The sequence below is a fragment of the Thermococcus marinus genome, from assembly GCF_055389025.1.
Genome location: NZ_AP042417.1, coordinates 398,623 through 415,724 on the forward strand (window position 1 = coordinate 398,623; position 17,102 = coordinate 415,724).

Here is a 17,102-nt window from a genome sequence, read left to right on the forward strand (position 1 = left end):
CAGCACCCACACCTGCAATGCTTTCCAGTGTATCCTGTGCTTCCGGTGGAGATTTGGTAGTATGTTCAAAATCCCGGTCAATACTTAGATACAATCCAAAAATATCCCGTATCTTTGACGAAATGTCTTCCTTGTCCGCCCGATTATGGCGGTGCTATAATGGGAGAGTATAATTTCCGGTGGAGATGGGAACCATGGGAGACAGGGACGACTACCTGACTTCAATATTCGAGAAGTACCTCCACGCCAAGAAGATTTTCAAGAACAAGGAAGTTCTGAGGCATAGTTACACACCAAAGGAACTCCCTCACAGGCACGAGCAGATAGACGAGCTCGCCCACATCCTTGTTCCTGTTCTCCGCGGTGAGACTCCTTCTAATGTCTTCGTTTACGGCAAGACTGGAACCGGTAAGACTGTTACAGTGAAGTTCGTCACCGAGGAGCTCAAGAAGATCTCCGAGAAGTACAACATCCCGGTTGAGGTCATATACATAAACTGTGAGATTGTTGACACTCACTACCGCGTTCTCGCCAGGATAGTCAACCACTTCAAAGCTGAGAGCGGTGTGGAGGTTCCCCTCGTCGGCTGGCCAACCGATGAGGTCTACGCCAAGCTAAAGGAGGTTATAGACGCGAGGGAGCGCTTCGTGATTATAGTCCTTGACGAGATAGACAAGCTCATCAAGAAGAGCGGTGACGACATACTCTACTCCCTCACGAGGATCAACACCGAGCTCTCAAGGGCGAAGGTCAGCATAATCGGAATCTCCAACGACCTCAAGTTCAAGGAATACCTCGATGCGCGCGTCCTGTCGAGTCTGAGCGAGGAGGAAGTTGTTTTCCCGCCTTATGACGCCAACCAGCTGAGGGACATTCTCATGCAGCGTGCGGAGGAGGCCTTTTACGAGGGTGTTCTTGACGATGCCGTTGTCCCGCTCTGTGCTGCCCTCGCCGCGAGGGAGCACGGCGACGCGAGAAGGGCCCTTGACCTGCTCCGTGTGGCCGGAGAGATAGCGGAGCGCGAGGGGGCGAGCAAGGTAACCGAGAGGCACGTCTGGAAGGCGCAGGAGAAGATCGAGCAGGACACGATGGAAGAGGTCATAAAGACGCTCCCGCTCCACTCGAAGGTGCTCCTCTACGCCATAGTCATGCTCGACGAGAACGGCGAACTGCCGGCCAACACAGGCGACGTTTACTCCGTCTACAAGTCCCTCTGCGACCACCTCGATGTTGAGCCCCTCACCCAGAGGCGCGTGAGCGACCTAATCAACGAGCTCGATATGCTCGGCATCATCAACGCCAAGGTCGTCAGCAAGGGCCGCTACGGCAGGACGAAGGAAATCCGCCTCAACGTGACTCCATATATGGTTAAGAACATCTACCGCCACGATGAACAGGTTAGAGGCCTCCTCACCCTTACCCTTTCCAAGCAGAGGAGGTTGTTCTGATGCTGGTCGAGGATTTAATCAAGAACAACTACCTGATAACTCCATCAGCCTATTATCTTCTAGAACCCCACTACAAGAGGGACTTCACGCTTGCCGAGCTCATAAAGTTCGCAAAGGCGAGGGGGACGTTCGTCATAGACTCCGCCCTGGCCATGGACTTTCTAGTGGAGAAGGGCGTAGTTTCCACTGGAAGCCCCGATGATAGTGCCCCGGAAGAGGCCACAGAAGAGACTCCTGTAAGTCCTGCTGACGTTGGGTACTCTGAAGATGTCGTTGAAACTGGCGAGACCTCCGTTTCTGAGTCCGTTGAAGGGGATTCTCCCGAGGATATCGCTCCTTCTGATGAAGCAGTTCTCGCGGAGGATGCGGGTTCTATTTCCACTGGAGATGTCGTGGAAAGCGGGGTTGTTACGGCTTCTTCTGGGGAAGAGAGCGTTGAACCCGCCAAAATTGTTGGCGAGACTTCAATTTCCACTGGAGCAACCGCTGAATCGGAGCAATTTCCTGCATCTAATCCTGTTGAAGAACCGATTTCCAGCGAGATTTCAGAGGGGGAGAGTTTTATTTCCACTGGAACGCCTGAACCTGAAGAACTCGTGGATGAAGCCTCTGGTTCATTGGATTCGTCACTAACCGAGGTCGTCGAGGACTCACTTCCAGTGGAAGCCGAGCCCCTGAACGGCAACGGCTACGGAAACTACGCCGACAGTGAGGAGTACTATGAGAACGGCGAGAACGGAAACGGAGTGAAGCCCAAAATCGTCTACGGCGACTACGGGATTCCCATAGCGTACGTTGGCGAGGACGTCGAGGGTGAAAAGAGCTACTCAACGTACCGAGACGTCGTGATACGGCCCAAAGAGGGCTTCCACTACCGCGCGAAGGAAATCCCCGACGATTGGGAAGTGACCTTTGACGTCAAGAACGTGAAGTTCGAGGCCCCCAAGGTGAAGAACGCCGCGAGCAAGGAGGGCGAGATAATAATCCAGGCGTACTCGAACTACGTCAAATCGCGCCTCAAGAAGATGCGCAGAATCTTCCGAGAGAACCCTGAAATCGGGACGGTCATAGACATCGCGAAGCTGAGCTACGTCCGGGACGACGAGGTCACGATAGTCGGCCTAGTGAACGACAAGCGCGAAACGGCTAAGGGCTATATGTTCGAGGTGGAAGATGCAACCGGGCGCATTAAGGTCTTCCTCGGCAGGGACAAGGAGAACGCTTCCCAGGCCTACAACGCAATAATGCCCGATTCGGTCGTTGCCTTCCGCGGTCAGCCGGGCAGGGGAATCTTCTTCGCCAACCGCGTCTTCCTCCCGGATGTGCCGAAGTTCAGGCGCGAGAAGCCTCCACTGGAAGAGAAGGTCTACGCGATTCTGCTGAGCGACATCCACGTCGGCTCGAACAAGTTCTGCGAGAAGGCCTTTGAGAAGTTCCTCGAATGGCTCAACGGCGAGGTCAACAGCAGGGCCGAGGAAGAACTCGTGAGCAGGATTAAGTACATGATAATCGGGGGCGACGTGGTTGATGGCGTCGGTATCTATCCCGGCCAGTACAACGAGCTGGAAATCCCCGATATCTTTGACCAGTACGAAGCTCTGGCAAACCTCCTCCGCAACGTTCCGGATCATATAACGATGTTCATCGGCCCCGGCAACCACGACGCCGCGAGGACTGCCCTTCCCCAGCCCGGCTTTTACGAGGAGTATGCCAAGCCGCTCTACAAGCTCAAGAACGCCGTCATCATAAGCAACCCTGCCGTGATAAACCTCCATGGCAGGGAGTTCCTCGTGGCCCACGGAAGGGGAATAGAGGACGTCGTTGACTTTATTCCGGGGAGAAGCCACCACCACCCGGCACAGGCGATGGTTGACCTCCTCAAGCTCCGCCACATCGCGCCGACCTTCGGGAACAAAGTCCCAATAGCCCCTGACCCAGAGGATACCCTTGTCATCGAGAGCGTTCCAGACCTCTTCCAGGCCGGCCACGTCCACGTTATGGAATACCAGATTTACAGCGGCGTCTTCGTCATAAACACGGGCACCTGGCAGGCGCAGACGGAGTTCCAGAAGATGGTGAACATAGTCCCGACTCCAGCGCGCGTGCCGATAATAGACGTTGAAACTGCCCGCTTGAGGGCCGTTGTGAGCTTTGACCAGTTCTGTGAGGGGGTTTGAATGGGGGAAGAGCTCTACTCGCCTGAGATGAAGGCTTACTTTGAATCACTCCAGAGGGAGATTGACAGGGCCTACGAGATTGCGAGAAAGGCCCGGGCCCAGGGAAAGGACCCAAGCCTCGACGTTGAGGTTCCACAGGCAACCGACATGGCCGGCCGTGTTGAGAGCCTCGTTGGCCCCCCTGGAGTCGCCGAAAGGATTAGAGAGCTCGTCAAGGAGTACGGTAAGGAACTGGCGGCTCTTAAGGTCGTTGATGAAATCATCGAGGGCAAGTTCGGCGACCTGGGGAGCAAGGAGAAGTACGCGGAGCAGGCGGTCAGAACTGCCCTCGCGATACTCACAGAGGGTATCGTCTCAGCCCCGCTTGAGGGAATCGCTGACGTTAAAATAAAGCGCAACACATGGGCCGATAACAGCGAGTACTTGGCGCTCTACTACGCTGGACCCATCAGGAGTTCTGGTGGAACGGCCCAGGCGCTGAGCGTCCTCGTAGGCGACTACGTGAGGAAAAAGCTCGGCCTCGACCGCTTCAAGCCGAGCGAGGAGCATATAGAGAGGATGGTCGAGGAGATAGACCTCTACCATAGAGCCGTTACGAGACTGCAGTATCACCCCGAGGCCGATGAGGTAAGGCTCGCGATGAGGAACATCCCCATCGAGATAACCGGTGAAGAGACCGATAAGGTGGAAGTGAGCCACAGGAACGTTCCCGGCGTCGAGACCAACCACCTGCGCGGTGGAGCGATTCTCGTTTTGGCGGAAGGCGTCCTCCAGAAAGCGAAAAAGCTCGTCAAGTACATAGACAAGATGGGTGTGGAAGGCTGGGACTGGATAAAGGAGTTCGTGGAGGCCAAGGAGAAGGGCAAGAGCTCCGAGGAACCCAAGGCCGACGAATCCAAGGCTGAGGATTCAACTAAAGAGGAAATCACCGAGAAGATAGAGAAGGGCTTCTACTACGAGCTCTACGAGAGGTTTAGAGCCAACATCGCCCCCAACAAGAAGTACACGAAGGAGATAATAGGTGGCAGGCCCCTCTTTGCCGAGCCTTCAGAGAACGGTGGCTTCCGCCTGCGCTACGGAAGGAGCAGGGTCAGCGGTTTTGCGACGTGGAGCGTTAACCCGGCCACAATGATAATCCTCGACGAGTTCATAGCGATAGGAACGCAGATGAAAACCGAGAGGCCCGGAAAGGGCTGTATCGTTACCCCCGCAACGACTGTTGAGGGCCCGATAGTCAAGCTCAAGGACGGGAGCGTCGTACGGGTTGACGACTACGAGACGGCTCTCAGGGTTAAAAACGAGATTGAGGAGATTCTATACGTCGGAGATGCCCTCGTGAACTTCGGCGACTTCGTTGAGAACAATCAGACCCTTCTGCCAGCCAACTACGTCGAGGAATGGTGGGTTCAGGAGCTGGTGAAGGCAATCGAGGAGCTCTACGAGGTCGAGCTCAAGCCCTTCTCCGACAACCCGCGCGAGGCAATAGAAGAGGCCGCCGAGTACCTCGAAATAGACCCTGATTTCCTGGAAAGCCTTTTGAGGGACCCGCTCAGGGTCAGGCCGAGCGTCGAGCTGGCGATACACCTCTCAAAGGTTCTGGACATACCCTTCCACCCCTACTACACCCTCTACTGGAACACGCTGAAGCCTGAGGAAGTGGAGGAACTCCAGAAGGCTTTGCTAAACGCCCAAATCGAGTGGGACGAGTTCAGGAAGCTGAAGTTCGCGAGGAAGGTAATCCTTGACAACGACCCCAGAATCAAGCGCTACCTTGAGCTCCTCGGCCTGCCCCACAGGCTCGAGAGGACAGAGGACAGGAGAAAGGTCATCGTCGTTGACTACCCCTGGAGCTCTGCACTCTTGACTCCCCTCGGCAACCTCGAATGGGAGTTCAAGGCTAAGCCGTTCCACACGGTCATTGATATAATCAACGAGAACAACCCGATAAAGCTCCGCGACAGGGGAATAAGCTGGATTGGCGCGAGGATGGGCAGACCCGAGAAGGCCAAGGAGAGGAAGATGAAGCCCCCTGTTCAGGTGCTCTTCCCGATTGGCCTCGCTGGCGGGCAGAGCAGGGACATTAAGAAGGCCGCTGAGGAGGGCAAGACTGCTAAGGTTGAGATAGCATTCTTCAAGTGCCCGAAGTGTGGACACATTGGCCCCGAGCACCTCTGCCCCGTCTGCGGGACGAGGAAGGAGCTCCTCTGGCACTGCCCCAAGTGCAACGTTGATTATCCTGAAAGCGAGGCTAAGGAGTTCGGCTTCCGCTGTCCGCGCTGTGACGTCGAGCTGAGGCCCTACGCCGAGAGGGAAATAAAGCCCTCCGAACTTCTGAGGCGGGCCATGGACAACGTCAAGGTCTACGGCATCGACAGGCTCAAGGGCGTCAAGGGTATGACCTCGGGCTACAAGATGGCCGAGCCCATCGAAAAGGGCCTTCTGAGGGTCAAGAACGACGTCTACGTTTTCAAGGACGGCACAATCCGCTTCGACGCCACCGATGCGCCGATAACCCACTTCAAGCCGAAGGAGATAGGGGTCAGCGTTGAAAAGCTTCGCGAACTTGGCTACACCCACGACTTCGAGGGCAAGCCCCTTGAGCGGGACGACCAGATAGTCGAGCTGAAGGTTCAGGACATAATCCTCTCCTACGAGGCGGGTAAATACCTCCTCAAGGTCGCGCGCTTCGTCGATGACCTGCTTGAGAAGTTCTACGGCCTGCCGAGGTTCTACAACGCCGAGAAGATGGAAGACCTGATAGGCCACCTCGTCATCGGTTTGGCACCCCACACCTCGGCCGGAATCATCGGCAGGATTATCGGCTTCTCCGACGTTCTGGTCGGCTACGCGCACCCGTATTATCATGCGGCGAAGAGGAGGAACTGCTTCCCTGGCGATACGAGAATCTTAGTCCAGATTGATGGAAAACCTGCGAGGATACCTCTCCGCGAGCTCTACGAGCTGTTTGAAGGGGAAAGCTACGAGAACATGGTCTACGTGAGAAGGAAGTCGAAGAGGGACGTTAAGGTCTACTCCTTCGACCCCGAGAGCGGGAAGGTTGTTCTCACTGACATCGAGGACGTTATAAAAGCGCCGAGCACCGACCACCTGATTCGCTTCGAGCTCGAACTCGGGAGGAGCTTCGAAACGACCGTCGACCACCCGGTTCTCGTCTACGAAAACGGGAAGTTCGTGGAAAAGAGGGCCTTTGAGGTGAAGGAGGGCGATAGAATACTCGTCCCGAGACTTGAATTCGGAGAAGTTTCCCTTGAAAACCTTGACCTGTTGGAGGCCTTCGCTGACGAGAAGTTCAAATCCCTCTGGGACTCCATAATGGTTCGCGGACTTTCGAACTGGCTTTCATCGATTGGGGCTGAAGTCAAATATGATTACCTCCGCAGGGACTCCCTACCGCTTTCAGTACTGCTCAACGTTCTCAAAGAGAAAGGCCTATCAATCAAAGACGTTCCCGACTGCCGGCTCGCTTTCAAGAGGGACAAAGTGACGGTCAAGCGCTTTGTCCCAATAAGGCCTCTGATGCGGGTCCTTGGCTATTACCTCGCCGAGGGCTACGCGAGGGAAAGCAACAGCGTTTACCAGATAAGCTTCTCGATAGTGGACGATGAAGTTCGCGAGGACCTCAAGAGGGCACTGAGAGATGCCTTTGGCAATGGCTTCAAGATATACGAGCGGAGGGAAAAGGTTACAGTCGGCTCGCGTATTCTGTACCTGCTCTTCACAGAAGTTCTCAGTGCAGGGAACAACGCCCACACAAAGCGCGTTCCCTCTCTGGTTTACACACTGCCGAAAGACGCTGTTGCGGAGATGCTTAGAGCGTACTTTGAGGGCGATGGAACTATTATCGGAACGAAGCCAATGGTCGTTGTGTACAGTGTTAACCGGTCCCTGTTAGAGGACATTGATACATTGCTAATCTCTAAATTTGGCCTTTACTCAAGCTGGGGTGTGGACAGGGATGCGAATTCCCGTCCTGGCAACGTTGTTCAAAAATACCATCAGGTCAAGGGTGGTACCGTCCCCGTGTCTAAAATCTACCGTTTGAACCTCTACGGTATTCAGGCGTTGAATTTCATGAATTCAATCGGATTCATTAGCAAAAGAAAGAACAGTGTTGCCAAGCAGTGGAGGGGCTATAACTTCCAACCCTATCGGCGTGCTACTGATATGGGTGTTCTCCTTAAAGTTAGGTCTGTTGAGTTCATTCAGTCTCCCGACGATGTTGTATACTCGCTAAGCGCCTCCAAATATCATACTATAATAATTAGTAATAATATTACTACAGCAAATTGTGATGGCGACGAGGACGCCGTAATGCTTCTCCTCGATGCACTACTAAACTTCAGCAAGTACTATCTCCCAGAGAAGCGCGGTGGCAAAATGGACGCCCCGCTGGTCGTCACCACGCGCCTTGACCCGCGTGAGGTCGACAGCGAGGTACACAATATGGACGTAGTCCGCTATTACCCCCTCGAGTTCTACGAGGCCACCTACGAGATGAAGTCGCCCAAGGAGGTTAAGTTCATCGAGCGCGTTGAAGACCGCCTTGGAAAGCCCGAGATGTACGAGGGGATAAAGTTCACCCACGATACGGACGATATAGGTCTGGGCCCGAAGATGAGCCTGTACAAACAGCTCGGCGACATGGTCGAGAAGGTCGAGAGACAGCTCGCTTTGGCGGAGCGGATTCGGGCGGTCGATGAACACCACGTGGCTGAGACGATACTCAACTCCCACCTGATTCCCGACCTAAGGGGCAACCTGAGGAGCTTCACGAGGCAGGAGTTCCGCTGTGTGAAGTGCAACACGAAATATCGGAGGCCTCCGCTCATCGGGCGCTGTCCGAAGTGCGGTGGAAAAATCGTCCTGACTGTGAGCAAAGGCGCGGTGGAAAAGTACCTGCCCACTGCAAAGATGCTGGTTACCCGCTATAAAGTCAAGGACTACACGAGGCAGAGGATTTGCCTGACCGAAAAGGACATAAAGACGCTCTTCGAGACGGTTTTGCCCGAAAAGCAGAGGACTCTGCTCGGCTTCTCGGCGGACGTGTGCGAGAAGATGATTAGGGAGCGGACGGGTTCTTCCAACGGAAAGAACGGCTACCTCGATGGATTCAACGGGAAGGACGGGAAGGCGAGGAAAACGAAGGCAGAAAATGAGGTCAAGAGGGAGAGGAAGCCCAAGGCCGAAAAGTCGAGAGACCTCAAGAAGGAAGTCAAGAGGGAGAAGGCGAAGGCAAAGCGGAAGAAGCGCATAAGCCTCGATGAGTTCTTCGGGAGTTAGCTATTTATAGTCCCTCTGCCTATTTCTTCCGATGCTCGACCAGTTCAAGCTCCTCCCCAGCGTTGCCTACCTGCGCGTCGAGAGGCAGGCGTTCATAGGCTACTCCATGCCCCTGGCGGGGTGGATAGGGGAGTACCTGATTAACTACCAAAAGCTCCCCAGGCCGAACTTCCTCGGAAGGGCGATGAGAAAGCTGGGCTTTTCCTTTGCTGGCGAAGAGAAGGACGAGCGCTCGATAACCCAGTTCTTCGTGAAGGGGAGCGTCTCAATAAGCGCGAGCTGGGACGTGGAGAGGGAAAGCCTGTTCCTCCAGCTGATTCCGCTCCGCTCAAGGCTGTCGAGGGGTTTAACCGTTAGGGCCGAGAACATAGAGTTCTACGGCCAGTTCGTCGTTTCCATCGAGCCGGCCGAGAGGCTTCCACCGGGGGTTAGGGGGATAGGGATTAAGGCTCTAATCCTTGAGGACTTCTATCCGGTCGAGACCCCCTACTGGGGAATGCTCCACGAGGACTGGGAGAGTGAGCTCAACCTGCTCGTCATGAGGGACGAGGTTTATGACTCTTTGAGGCGAGAGGAGTACCGCTGTCCGGTCTGCTTCTCCCCGCTTGCCGAGGAGAACGGCGTTTTGAAGTGCACCCGCTGTGGCTTCGTTTACACTCCTGAGACTGACTTCGAGAGAGTCGTCGAGCAGTTCAGCGTCGAGGAGTTTGCGTTTTAACGGGGTTTTGGTGGAGAAATTTTTTACATAAATCGTATTTGCTTGAAGAACGGCTTTTCCGGGCAGTACCTCCCGGGGCGACCTCTATGTTGGGGTTCTTGCTTCTGATGGAATTGGGTATTACTTTATCTTATCACCTGAGACGACCTTCTTCGTCTGCACTTCTTTCCATGTGTAGATTTAGTGTTATATAGGTAGTCAGTATCTTAGTTATACCATCATTGTAGTTTGTAATTATTGTTTTAATGCTCCCTTGCATGAGTAAAAAATCCAAAAAATTCTACATCCAATGACATCTGAGATGCTAACTTTTATAATGAAGTCCAAGTCTTTTTCGTATGTAGTTTGATATGTTGAGCCCCTCTTCTTGGGCTTTAGTTATTAGCTTTTCGTATTCTTTGTCTGTCACACGTAAAAGTACAATTCGATTTCTTTTCTGGGGCCCAAGTAAAGCACGTCCTTCAATTTCCCAAATTTTTTTGAGTGCTCTAGTCTTTGCTTTTATAATGCGGGCTCCCTTTAGTTCTTGGAGCTCCTTTTCAATGAGTGCTCTAAAGTCTTGGAGGCTTTCATAATCTCCATTGTTATATCTAGCAAACTCTTGGACGGCAATTTCAATAGCTTCTTCCCCTTTTTTAATCCCTTTAGTCTTTACAATAACCTCAAATGCTTTAATACCTGCTAAGGGTATTTTGTTCTGAGAGTCTGCAGGTGCCCCTATCTCATGTAGTCGTTTTATTATTTGTTCAAACATTTTTTTTCACCGGGTACTTGTATGTTTGCCCTACTAAAGCATTGTTCAATTTTGCTTCATTTGTTTGAATGTAGGAAATCTTGAATTTTTATTGTTCTTTGGCATTTATAATTTTTAATTCTGTGTCTTAGGGATATATTTTATACTGACTCAGACATAAGCTAGTGTATGCATTGAGTGTATTCCACACTCAAGAGAACTTTGTGTATGACCAGAACATTTAAATAGTGCGTATTACAAATATGCCGCGGTGGACTAAATGGAACTTCAAATAGTAGATCCATCTAAGATTCCCCCTCTTCGGATGATTGGTAGCAAGTTAAATTTGCTCCTTGAATTGAAGCAGGTCATTCAAAATAACAATATTACTGGTACATCTTTTTTTGATGCATTTAGCGGTAGTGGGGCTGTAGGTAGATTTTTTAAAAAGTCCTTTTCTATAATCTCATCGGATAACTTGTATTTTTCTTATGCTCTCCAGAGGGCTTTAATAACTTTGAATGAATATCCAACGTTTGAAAATGTTCCCTTGCCTTCGTTACAAGGTTTAAGTCTTGAAAAGAGAATCATGAGTATATTGACTTACTTATCCTCAACTGAGGAGGAAGGGTTTATTTTTAGCCATTATACTCCCTACAGCTTAAATGTGGATGGTATTGAAAGAATGTATTTCACTATTGAAAATGGTAAAAAGATAGATGGTGCCCGAATAACCCTAGAAGAGTGGAAATTGGCAGGATATCTCTCTGAAGATGAATATTATTACCTTCTGGCATCTATCATTTTGGGTGTCCAGAGGATAGCTAATATCTCAGGGACGTATGGGGCATTTAATAAGAAATGGGACCGGCGGGCATTTAAGCCATTTCGCCCAGAATTTATTGAGATTATTCCCAGTAAGTTCATACATAGGGCTTATTGGGGGGACGTAATTGAATTGATATCTAGAAGTGATTTTCCTGAAACTGACATAACTTACCTAGACCCCCCATATAATAGTAGGCAATACATTGCCAATTATCATCTTTTGGAGACTATAGCTAGATATGATAATCCTGACATAAAAGGGGTTAGTGGTATTCGGGTTTATTCTGAAAAAGATAAGTCTTTGTTTAGCATGAAGACCAAAGTGCGTGGTGCATTTTTCAAATTACTTAGCCTCCTTAAAACCAAGTATGTCATTCTAAGTTACAACAGCGAAGGATTATTATCTAAAGACGACATATTTAGCATATTTGATAAAGTTGGGAAATTTGAATTTAAGTACTTTAGGGAAGTTGAATATAGGAGGTTCAAAAGCCATAATAATGTCAAGCGAAATAATGTGAAGGAGTATATATTCGTGTATAGGAGGGAAGTATTATGAGCTCTGTAACCTTTAGAGAATTACTAAAAAATTTTGACCCCTATCCTTATAGGGATTTCAGAGAGGACATCCTTAAAGGAAAATACAAAAAACACGGGAAATACTCTTATATCGGGCCTGATAGTGAAAAATATGACGTTAGAAATTCATTGAACAATTTAAGTGGGCGTCAATGGACTCATTTTTTGTCAAGTGTTGAAGTAACTGCTTATCCTGTTTCAGGCCCTGAGTCCTATGCCCACGAACTAAGAAAGAAACATCCTTCCCCTAAACCCCCTCAACTCATGAAAAGGATTATAGAATTTTTCACAAAAGAAGGCCAATGGGTGCTTGATCCGTTTATGGGGGTTGGGGGCACACTATTGGGAGCATCATTATCGAGAAGAAACGCATTTGGGGTGGACATTTCTGAAGAGTACATTTCAATTTATAAAGAAGTCACAAAAAAACTTAGATTAAAAGAACAACTCACCCTTGTAGAAGATGCTAGAAATCTTCCTGATGTTTTAGGAGACATTGGAGAGTTCTTTGACCTTATTTTGACGGATCCTCCTTATTTTAACATGCAATCTCGACCCAAAACTGGTGAAAAGGCGAAGAAAGCTGGGAGAAAATATTCAACGCCTTTCACAGAGGATAAAAGAGATCTGGGTAATCTAGAGAACTATTCTAAATTTCTTTATGAGCTCCGCAGAATTATTGGGAGCTTAGTTCCATACCTAAAGAAAGGAAGATACCTCGTAATGTTTATTAAAGATATGCAACCTACAGAAGAGGACACTTACCTTATACATGCAGATATAGTTAGGGAACTGTCTAAAGTGCCAAAGTTAGAATTTAAGGGATATAAGATTTGGTTTGATAAGACTCAGAACTTGTATCCTTATGGGTATCCTTTTGAATATGTCGGAAATATTTTCCATCAATATATATTGATTTTCAGGAAGAGAGGAAAAAGAGAAGATCCATTCAGACGATATTTTTCAGGAAATGATTAGTGATTTTGCATTTGCCTTATTTTTTTATTGTGGTACTACTACTTAAAGCTATTAATTGGGATAATCCTTGTTGAACTAAAAATTTTTATTACTATTAGTGTTAGTAAAGCTTATTATTATCTTTTTCCAGTTTGTTTTGAGGTGTATACCATGAAAAAGCACATTGCGACTCAAAATAAAGTCTGGATTATTAGTGAGGAAAAGCCTAGGACAGATGTTGTTTTATACATACTAAAAAGATTAGAATCTGAAAGGCGCATACATTTCCCTTATGAATTGCCTGAGAACTGTTCGGGGGAGACATGTGATAACGTTAGGATATTGCCAAAAATAAAAAACAATGGAGAATTCGAGTTTAGATACACGGTGGAGATTAACATCGGTTCTAACTGGGTACCTTTACCTGTCTACATCATGTTAGGACAAGGAAGTGCAAACTTGACAGGAAATACTGGGAGTTTTGTAGATTACTTAGTTTATGTCTCGGAAAAAGAACCCACCCCCGATGCCGTCCCAATATACGCAATAGAGACAACAAAAACCGATTTTAAAGAGTCGAGAAACACTTCAGTTTATCAACGTGGGACAAAATTCGCATTCCTCGACATAATTTACAAGCATTCAAGACCTCTGAAAATAATGTATTACCATGACCAAAACTTAAAAGGAAAGATTCCTGAAACATATAAGTTCGGGATGAGGCTTTATAAAACAATCGGTGTTGAGATTGAACCAGAAAATATCAGGAAGTTCATTCAGTGTCTGAACATTGAGAGATTTCACTCTTTGGAGGAGTTAGAAAATGCAAAAAGCTTTTCCACTGTCATCTCAAAAATTAGAAATGCTACCGATGTTCCTGTCGCAATAAAGTTTATAAAGACTCGCTGTGGGGAGCTAGTTATTCTCTCTGCAAAGCTTGAAAAACAAGGCAAGTTTGCCCATGACCCTAATATAGGACTTGTTTCACTTATTGGCAAAGTAGTTCACGATCTATCACAGGGAAAAGTCCCTGTGATAGTTGTATTCCATGAACTCGACGAGAGTATAATACAATCGAACAAACTCGTTTTATTGGCTTCTAGGTATAACATATACTTAACAGACACAAAGTACAGCTTTGTACAAAAAGAGAAAATTAAAGAGTTAATCACAAGCAACAATAAGGACCCAGCTAATGCCCTCATTGCTGTTCTCAGGGAAAATCTAGATGAAAACATTAGGGATAGGGTTATCGAAAAAATGAAACATAAATTAAATACTACTCGTTTTGATAAGACCAACTGGAAGCTACTCATTGGGGCTGCTAGGGAGGCCGTGGTTGAAGTTCTTGCGGAGGATATCACACAAGCCTGCAACTCCTGTAATAACGGTGAGATTAACTGGGGAGCATGCCTAAAAGGAGTAGTGATGGAAAAGTTCGAACAACAAAAAGAAAACGCCAAAAATATTCTCTCCAATGCCACATATTGGAGATACAATGAGACATCTGAAAAGAACGCTACCATACTGCTCCATGTTCTTGCTGACCTTACACCGGGTTTTCAGGTAATCTTTCATAATCATGGTGGAAGTGAGTTGGGATATCTAATTGGGTCAGATGGCAGACGCGTGCCAGTAGACAAAAAGAAAGGAATTCCTGATTTAATAGTTGCTAACCATGACAGGAGGATTTTGTGGTTAATAGAAGGAAAGTCTAGCGCCAACAGTGGTAAAAACAACTTGATAAATGGTATTAAGCAGCTATTCTCAGATAAGACTCAGGAGAAGTTTATAGAGCCCAAACTAAAAACTGCTGGAACTTACTGTGATTATGAGATAAGATTTGGGATGGCTCTCTTTGATCCCACGCATAGCGTCTCAGAAACACTCAAATGGGTAGCAGAGAAACTCAGGGGAGACAAGGATATTGAAGATAAAGTAAAAATGTTGGATTTCATTTTTGTTCTCTCAAAGAAAGGGAACTCTGGCGTGGGCCAGATGGGAGTGTTAATTCCTAACCGTAACCAAGAGCCTCCAGAGTTTGTTCTAAAATATGTTCCAGAAAAGAATCGAGAACATGTATCTTTTTAAACTTCTTTATTTAACAGGCCTAAAATATTACTTATGGTCTAGTCTCCGAACTCATGAGCGTTGCTCTTAGACAGGGCTAGGACTTGAATCTGGCTAGAATCTCAAAAGTAATGAAGTGAACTAAGGCAAAGTATTTATCATCCTCTTCTTATTGAATATCCGGTGAGTACAATGACTTACTGGCTCTGCATTACGAACCGCGAGAACTGGGAGGTTGTCAAGGAGAAGAACGTCTGGGGCGTGCCGAGAAGGCACAGGAACACCATTGCCAAAGTCAATCCCGGTGATAAGCTCGTCTTCTACGTCAAGCAGGAGAGGAAAAACAAAGAGATTCTCGAACCCAAGATCGTTGGCATCTTCGAGGTCGTTAGCGAGCCCTACACGGACTCAAGCAGAATCTTCAAGAGCCCGCCGCACCTCAACGAGACTTACCCGCTGAGGGTGAAGATTAGGCCCGTAAAGCTTGGCGAGGTTGAGTTCAAGCCGCTGGTTCCAAAGCTGAAGTTCATCACCAACAAGAAGCGCTGGAGCGGTCACCTGATGGGCAAGGCGATGAGAGAAATCCCAGAAGAAGACTACAAGCTCATTGAAAGCCTTCTCTGATTTTTATTTTCGAGTAACAACCCGTAAAAAGTTCGGGGTTGTTAGTTAAACTTCTCAAATTGGTAAAATGAACACCCGATCACTGGTGACGGGGCATCACTTGAGGAGTAATGGCCACAGTTTGTGGTCGCTTTCAACGGCTGTTCTACAAAAAGCTTCACTAAACTTCGCGCAGGCAAAATTCTGGGGGTGTGGGGGCGTTAGCCCCCCAGAGTTTTAAAAAGAACGGGGTTGTGGGGCGAAGCCCCACTCGGGGGTTTGAGAGTACAGAGCAAGCTTTAGCAAAGCTTGACCAAAAGTTTGTGATTCATTGTACAAGACTCTTCTTAAGAAGGGATTTGCCTCTTCATTTTAGCCCTTCGAGGAAGAATTCACTACCAATGCTTCTTCTTGGAGAGGTTCTACTTAAACCGCGCTCCATCGGAGCGCTAAAAGGCTTGAACCTCTTATAAAAGGCGCTTTCAAGGGAATTCACCCCTTCAAAAGGAGTAACTCAAGAAGAAATCCATCCAAAGAACAGCATTCCAAAAAAGAATCATAAACCTTGGTCAAACTTCGCGCAGGCGAAGTTTGTGTGGTAGCCCCGCCGGGATTCGAACCCGGGTCGCGGGATCCAAAGCTAGGCGGAAAAACCTTTATTTGCCAAATGAAGCCCTTACAGAGCCTATTTTGGAAGAAGACATAGAAATGCCCCAATCAGCATTTCCAGCAATTGGACACGTTTTCCACAGTAGTGGTAAGCAAGAATACTACAGAAGGCTCCTCCAGGTTCAGAATCCAAACCAGTACTACGTAATCACCGAGGAGGACATTGACAGGCTGTTCCTTGAGTTCGAAGCCAAGGGCGTTAGCCACGCACACAAAAGGAGCATTGAGTATCTAATCAACATGTTCCTTAAGGAAGCGGCAAAAGAACAGCAGGGAAAATACATCTTTACGATGAGAGATCTGAAGGAGTACCTTGCGACCATTAGGCGGGAGTACTCAGTATCCTACTATCGCAAAAACGTCACATACCTTAAAAAGCTCTTCAGAATTGCGGGAATTGACCTTGCAGAATCCTTAAAAGCGCCGCAGGAGATAGACATAGACCTGACCATCGTAACCGTTGACGACATCAAAAACTTAATACAGCTGGTTGACTCCCTCCACCTCAGCTGGCGCTTTGAAGACTGGAAGAAAGATCAGTTCATTACTGCAATGCTCTTAATGGCTGTTACGGGCATGAGGGTCAGCGAACTGGCAAGAGTGCCCCTGAAAGACATAGATTTAGAAAACCGGAGAATTTATCTCAACACTTCTCAAACAAAAACAAAGCAAAGCCGAGTAGTATTTTTCACAGAAGAAATCCAAGAACTCCTGCAGGAATACATTCAAACCTACAAACCAACTTTACAAGAGCCTCTGGCGACAGTCCCGCAAATGCAAAGACCCTTCAGGAGAAAAAGTCCATTAAGGGGTCAGAAACTCCGACCAAAGCACATGAGAAAGTTCTTTGCTCAGGAATGGGACAGACGAAACGGCAATGCAACCATTAAAAAGCTTCTAATGGGACATTCCATCAGATACGACATCAATGCACTGCATTACTCCCACCATACCGTAGATGAGCTACAGGATGCGTATGAGCAAGTTTTCGGTAATCTCAGATTTCTGAAATGAGTCTA

Annotated in this window: 10 protein-coding genes; 9 read left to right on the forward strand and 1 reads right to left on the reverse strand. The window is 48.2% G+C overall.

What is annotated here, in order from left to right; translation table 11 throughout:
- Positions 1 to 194: 194 nt before the first annotated feature.
- The 4 genes from ACZ5ER_RS02100 to ACZ5ER_RS02115 are packed head-to-tail and all read left to right on the forward strand — an operon-like array spanning position 195 to position 9,644.
- Complete coding sequence (locus tag ACZ5ER_RS02100) at positions 195 to 1,448, forward strand: ORC1-type DNA replication protein (RefSeq protein ID WP_050002250.1); 1,254 nt, start codon at positions 195 to 197, stop codon at positions 1,446 to 1,448.
- Positions 1,448 to 3,625 carry a DNA-directed DNA polymerase II small subunit gene (locus ACZ5ER_RS02105; RefSeq protein ID WP_464934688.1) on the forward strand — a complete coding sequence of 726 codons (2,178 nt, stop codon included), beginning with the start codon at positions 1,448 to 1,450 and terminating at the stop codon, positions 3,623 to 3,625. Before ACZ5ER_RS02100 ends, ACZ5ER_RS02105 begins: the two co-directional genes overlap by 1 nt.
- Complete coding sequence (locus tag ACZ5ER_RS02110; protein WP_464934689.1) at positions 3,626 to 8,926, forward strand: DNA-directed DNA polymerase II large subunit; 5,301 nt, start codon at positions 3,626 to 3,628, stop codon at positions 8,924 to 8,926.
- 31 nt (positions 8,927 to 8,957) lie between these two features.
- A complete protein-coding gene (locus tag ACZ5ER_RS02115) occupies positions 8,958 to 9,644 on the forward strand; it encodes an eL43 family ribosomal protein (RefSeq protein WP_464934690.1) in 687 nt (228 codons plus the stop codon).
- Between the two features lie 304 nt (positions 9,645 to 9,948).
- On the opposite strand, the gene ACZ5ER_RS02120 is transcribed toward ACZ5ER_RS02115, so the two are convergent.
- Positions 9,949 to 10,398 carry a plasmid mobilization protein gene (locus ACZ5ER_RS02120; protein WP_464934691.1) on the reverse strand — a complete coding sequence of 150 codons (450 nt, stop codon included), beginning with the start codon at positions 10,396 to 10,398 and terminating at the stop codon, positions 9,949 to 9,951.
- 259 nt (positions 10,399 to 10,657) lie between these two features.
- Here ACZ5ER_RS02120 and ACZ5ER_RS02125 point away from each other — a divergent pair, with 259 nt between their 5' ends.
- The 5 genes from ACZ5ER_RS02125 (at position 10,658) to ACZ5ER_RS02145 (ending at position 17,097) form a co-directional block, all read left to right on the forward strand.
- A complete protein-coding gene (locus tag ACZ5ER_RS02125) occupies positions 10,658 to 11,764 on the forward strand; it encodes a DNA adenine methylase (protein ID WP_464934692.1) in 1,107 nt (368 codons plus the stop codon).
- Entirely contained in the window at positions 11,761 to 12,762 is a 1,002-nt protein-coding gene (locus ACZ5ER_RS02130; RefSeq protein WP_464934693.1) for a TRM11 family SAM-dependent methyltransferase, read from the forward strand. Before ACZ5ER_RS02125 ends, ACZ5ER_RS02130 begins: the two co-directional genes overlap by 4 nt.
- Before the next feature lie 150 nt (positions 12,763 to 12,912).
- Positions 12,913 to 14,832 (forward strand): hypothetical protein, encoded by a 1,920-nt coding sequence (locus ACZ5ER_RS02135; protein WP_464934694.1) that lies wholly within the window; start codon positions 12,913 to 12,915, stop codon positions 14,830 to 14,832.
- A gap of 171 nt (positions 14,833 to 15,003) precedes the next feature.
- Entirely contained in the window at positions 15,004 to 15,435 is a 432-nt protein-coding gene (locus ACZ5ER_RS02140; protein WP_464935057.1) for an EVE domain-containing protein, read from the forward strand.
- Between the two features lie 669 nt (positions 15,436 to 16,104).
- Positions 16,105 to 17,097, forward strand: coding sequence for a tyrosine-type recombinase/integrase (locus ACZ5ER_RS02145; RefSeq protein ID WP_464934695.1), 993 nt, complete (start codon positions 16,105 to 16,107; stop codon positions 17,095 to 17,097).
- Positions 17,098 to 17,102 lie beyond the last annotated feature (5 nt).